We start from the raw sequence: 4,609 nt of genomic DNA, 5'->3' as shown, positions 1-4,609 counted from the left end.
GTGATTGATATTGATGGCGGCGGTATCCGTTCCCTCAACTATGATCCTGTGTTGAAAACCTACGTGATTGCCAATGAAGTGAAGGATGAGAATGGACAGAAATTCTCACAACTGTGGACTTGGAGCGGTAACCCGACCGATGAACAGCAAAAAATCTCTCTGCCTAATCTGCAACACATCACCAACGTTGAAGCTGTTGATTCGATTACCGTTAACGGCAAGCCTCAAATGATTCTAATGGGTGACGAAGGTAATGCTTCGCAGAAAATTACTGCCAAGTATATGTTGGTAGATTACAGTCAACTGGGTAAACAGTAAGTGATCTTCGCTGACGGATAAAAGGCCGTCTGAAACCGATAGTTTATGGTTTCAGACGGCCTTCAAGCCATTGATGACACGTTTGTAGCAGGTATAAACCAATGCCGCGCAGGCCAGCCACATAAGGATATAGAAAGTCGGATGGAAGCTGCCGGCGATTGCATACCATACTGCCAATGCACCGATAAAGAATGCACGGTCGCTTTTGCCGAATGGCCCGTCATAACGCCGGCCGTTACCATGAACTTGCCCCAAAACGCCGCAAAACTCAGTCATTGCCGCCAGCCAAATAAACAGGGCAATTTGTACGCCGCCGAAGGGTGCGATAAAGGCAAAAGGCAAATACAAAGCAGCATCGGCGGCAATATCGGTGATTTCATTCAAATAACCGCCCAATGCCGATTGTTGGCCGAACTCCCGTGCCAGCATACCGTCCATCGCATTCAGTGCCATGCGGACAAACAACCAGATCGGCAAAAGCCAGAATAATGTGGATACACCTGCAAACAATGCTAAAAGCAAACCGAGCAAAATGGAAACGGCGCAGGCAAACAGGGTTACCTGATTGGCAGTAATGCCTTTTTGATACAGTCTCTTAACGATGGGGCGCAACAGGTTTTGGAATTTTGGTTTCAGGGCGTAGATACTCATCATTATGCAGAATAAAAGAAAATGAAGTGCCGTGATTATAGACGAAATCCGTTATAATCCGTCAATCTTCGAATCACGCGGTTCGCAAACCTCCCGCGTTAACAAAACTAGGAATTTACAATGGAAAAACAGCAAGCCCTTGTTATTTTTTCGGGCGGGCAGGATTCAACGACCTGCCTGATTCAGGCAATTCAAACCTATGGCCGTGAAAATGTGCAGGCCATCACTTTTCAATATGGACAACGCCACGCCATCGAATTGGAGCGCGCGCGTTGGATTGCCCAAGATTTAGGCGTGAAGCAGACCGTACTTGATTTGAGCCTGATACAACAGATTACGCATAACGCGTTGATGGATGATACGGCATCCATTGAAACAGCTTCAGACGGCCTGCCCAATACATTTGTAGATGGACGCAATGCTTTGTTTTTGCTTTACGCCGCCATTTACGCCAAAGGGCAGGGGATACGCCATATCATTGCCGGCGTATGCGAAACCGACTTTTCCGGTTATCCCGACTGTCGCGATGTGTTCGTCAAGTCGATGAATGTTACGCTGAATCTGGCTATGGATTACGCTTTTCAAATCCACACGCCCTTGATGTATTTAACCAAAGCGCAAACTTGGGCATTGGCGGATGAAATGGGTGTGTTGGATTATATTCGCGAGCATACGCATACCTGTTATAACGGCGTGGTCGGTGGTTGTCATGAATGCCCGAGCTGTATTTTACGCGAGCGTGGTTTGTCAGAATATTTGGAAAGCAAAAAGGCCGTCTGAATTAAGAGAGACATAATATTTCCAATATCCAGTTGTACGAAAAGGCCGTCTGAAAAATTCATTTCAGACGGTCTTTGGCTATGTATTTTGTTCTGCTTAGAACAGCAAATCTGCCGGTTCGCTGCTTGCCGGAGCATCTTTTACAGGCGCAGAGGCCGAGGCAGTAGCCGGTTCGGAAGCGGCTTTAGGCGCGGAAGCAGGCGTCTCGGCAGGAGTGGTTGCCGGTTTGGCAGCAGGTTTTGCCGGTTTCACCGGAGTCGGACGAACGCTTTGTTTCGGTTCGGATGCTGCTTTGTTTGTATCGTCGGTAGCATCGACTTCGATTTCAGTACCTTGAGGCAATACCACATCTTTAGCAGGAGCCGGTTTCGGCATGACTTTGGGTTTGCTGTAAGCATCCGTGCCGCTGGTCCATGCCAAAGATTTTAAAGGCGATTTGAGTTTCACGCCTTTGGCGCAGGTCAGACAGTTTGCCGCACCGGTGCGTCCTTTCAGGATTGCATCCACACGCGCTGCAGGAATGGTTTTGCCGTGCGCTTTTGCCCAAGCGGCAATGCTTTTTTTCAGGGCAGCCGTATCAAGGTTTTTCTTGTCGTATGGGTCACGATAGGCAGCCAGCCACAAGTTTTGGTTGGCATCTTCGTTCAGGCTCGCCATTTGGTAGATAACGGAGGCAGGAGAACCTGTTGCGATGGTTTTGGCAAATTCCAATGCGTCAGGCGATTTCATGCGCACGCAACCATGGCTGCGGACTCCGGGCACGCTGGCAGGGGCATTGGTGCCGTGAATGCCCAGGCTTAATTTGGGGTCGCCAAGACGGACGAATACGGGGCCCAGCGGGTTATTTGGGCCGGCCGGTACGCTTTTTACGCCGTCATTGCGTTCTTTTTGGATAGATTTAGGGATGTGCCAAACCGGGTTGTAGGCTTTTGCACCGATTTTATGTTCGCCCAGATTGGTTTGGGTCATGGCTTTGCCGACGGCAACAGGATAAATTTTGCTCAGTTTACCGTTGTCGTAGAGGAACAAACGCTGTTGCGTAATATTGATAACGACGTGTTGTCCGGAAGAGGCGGGGGAGACGTCTGGAATAAGTGTGTTTGCAGCAGCGGCCGAGGTCAGAAGGGCGGCTGTCAGGCCAAGGAATAATTTTTTCATGTCGTCTTTTTTTTGTAGGGATTGAAATGAAAGTTTTTGGCGCATGATACCTGAAACTCTGTGTTTTTGTGAGAAAATATGCGCTTTCGGTATTGGAAGACAGTCAGGCGGCCGGTAAGCGGCTGTCTGACGGAAACGGTATGAGTGTGAAAGAACGGTATCAAGAGGCGGAAGTTTTTTCTTTGGATTATGAGGGCAGGGGTGTTGCCAGAGTCGATGGAAAGACTGTATTCATCGGCGGTGCGCTGCCCGGAGAGCGTGTAACGTTTGCCATTCATAAAGAAAAAAAGCAGTTTGCAGAAGCTCAGGTCGAAACGGTTTTAAAACCTTCTTCCGAACGCATTGAGCCAGCTTGTTGCTATTTTGATACATGTGGCGGCTGTTCGCTTCAACATGTTTCTTTCGGAGCGCAAGTTGCGTTAAAGCAACGGATTTTGGAAGAGCAGTTGGAACGGATAGGTAAGGTCAAGCCGGAAATAATTTTACCTCCTTTATATGGTTACTCCTGGTATTATCGCGATAGAGCGCGTTTAAGTGTTTCGGTGGATAAACAAGGCCGTCTGAACCTCGGTTTTCAGGCCAAAAAAAGCCATGATGTCGTCAATATCCGCCATTGCCATATTTTGCCTAAGCATGTGTCCGATAGATTGCCTGATGTCCGCAATTTGCTGCAAAAGCTGCATGATGACGGTGTAAAAGTGAAATTTGTTGAGTTTTATTGCGGGAAAAATGTGACAGCGCTCAACATTCGTTTCGTAAATCAACCGTTTGGACAAATATTAAGCGAATTGCGTAATTGGTTTGATAAGATATTGTCGGGTGCTGAAAAAGTATGGCAAATATGGCTGCAGGATCATGCCGAGTCCTTGCCGTTTTATCCCGAGAATGTGCCTGCTCTGAACTATAATTTTGCTCAATTTGACGTGGAAATGCCTTACAAGCCGGGTGATTTTACGCAGATTAATGCGCAGCTGAACGAAGTGATGGTGGCAAGGGCGGTCAGGCTTTTAAACCCTCAAAAAGGGGAGAGGATTGCCGATTTGTTTTGCGGTTTGGGCAATTTCAGTTTGCCGTTGGCGAAAAGTGGCGCATCGGTTGTCGGTATTGAAGGCGCCGATTATTTGGTAGATAGGGCAAGGGAAAATGCCCGCCTGAATCGTTGTGCCGAGAATATGACGTTTTCTGTTGCCGACTTGTTCGATACCGATGAAAAGACTGTCGAGTCATGGGGAAAATTTGACAAGATGCTGCTGGATCCGCCGAGAAGCGGGGCTTATGCTGTTGTCAAATCGATACATAAGCCGTTTTTACCCCAAAAAATAGTATATGTTTCATGCAATCCATCAACATTTGCACGGGATGCCGGTGTCTTGGTGGATAAGGGCTATAAGTTTAAGGCGGCAGGAATCATGAATATGTTTGCACAAACCTCGCATGTTGAATCCATCGGTGTGTTTGAGTTGTAAATTGGTATCAAGTCCTTTATGTGAGTAGGGTTTTTAATGTAAAAATGAGTGCATTCATGTTATCATCATTCGTTTGGGGAATTCATAACGTTGAAGTTGCGTGTAAAGCAACAGATGTTAATAAATGCAGTTTGCAGCACAAGACCGGGAGGTGTTCTTGAACTATCAACTTTTAACTATTTTTTTGCTGGTGCTTTTTTTGCTGGTGTTGTTTTTTGTTCGTCATAAACAAAGTA

Annotated in this window: 4 protein-coding genes, 1 pseudogene and 1 riboswitch; of the genes and pseudogenes, 3 read left to right on the top strand and 2 right to left on the bottom strand. The window is 47.1% G+C overall.

The genetic code is table 11. The annotated features are described in order from the left end of the window. A pseudogene (locus ACTHS3_RS03435) lies at window positions 1–318 on the top strand (hypothetical protein); the annotation flags it as partial. A gap of 51 nt (window positions 319–369) precedes the next feature. Here the strand turns inward: ACTHS3_RS03435 and ACTHS3_RS03430 are convergent. Beyond that, window positions 370–969: a CDP-alcohol phosphatidyltransferase family protein gene (locus tag ACTHS3_RS03430; protein ID WP_070625271.1), complete on the bottom strand. Its 600-nt coding sequence runs from the start codon at window positions 967–969 to the stop codon at window positions 370–372. A 71-nt stretch (window positions 970–1,040) separates the two neighbouring features. After that, window positions 1,041–1,086: riboswitch (PreQ1 riboswitch) on the top strand. A gap of 3 nt (window positions 1,087–1,089) precedes the next feature. On the opposite strand from ACTHS3_RS03430, the gene queC reads away from it, so the two are divergent. Beyond that, the gene (gene queC, locus ACTHS3_RS03425; protein WP_070625131.1) at window positions 1,090–1,749 is read left to right on the top strand and encodes a 7-cyano-7-deazaguanine synthase QueC; all 660 of its coding nucleotides are present in this window, start codon (window positions 1,090–1,092) and stop codon (window positions 1,747–1,749) included. Between the two features lie 96 nt (window positions 1,750–1,845). Here queC and ACTHS3_RS03420 read toward each other — a convergent pair whose 3' ends face one another. Beyond that, the gene (locus ACTHS3_RS03420) at window positions 1,846–2,907 is read right to left on the bottom strand and encodes a L,D-transpeptidase family protein (RefSeq protein ID WP_070625269.1); all 1,062 of its coding nucleotides are present in this window, start codon (window positions 2,905–2,907) and stop codon (window positions 1,846–1,848) included. A 140-nt stretch (window positions 2,908–3,047) separates the two neighbouring features. On the opposite strand from ACTHS3_RS03420, the gene rlmD reads away from it, so the two are divergent. Next, window positions 3,048–4,373, top strand: a complete 1,326-nt coding sequence (rlmD, locus tag ACTHS3_RS03415; RefSeq protein ID WP_070625129.1) for a 23S rRNA (uracil(1939)-C(5))-methyltransferase RlmD — start codon at window positions 3,048–3,050, stop codon at window positions 4,371–4,373. Window positions 4,374–4,609 lie beyond the last annotated feature (236 nt).

It is taken from the genome of Neisseria sp. P0009.S007 (assembly GCF_051962515.1).
This window is presented reverse-complemented; position numbering and strand designations above follow the sequence as displayed.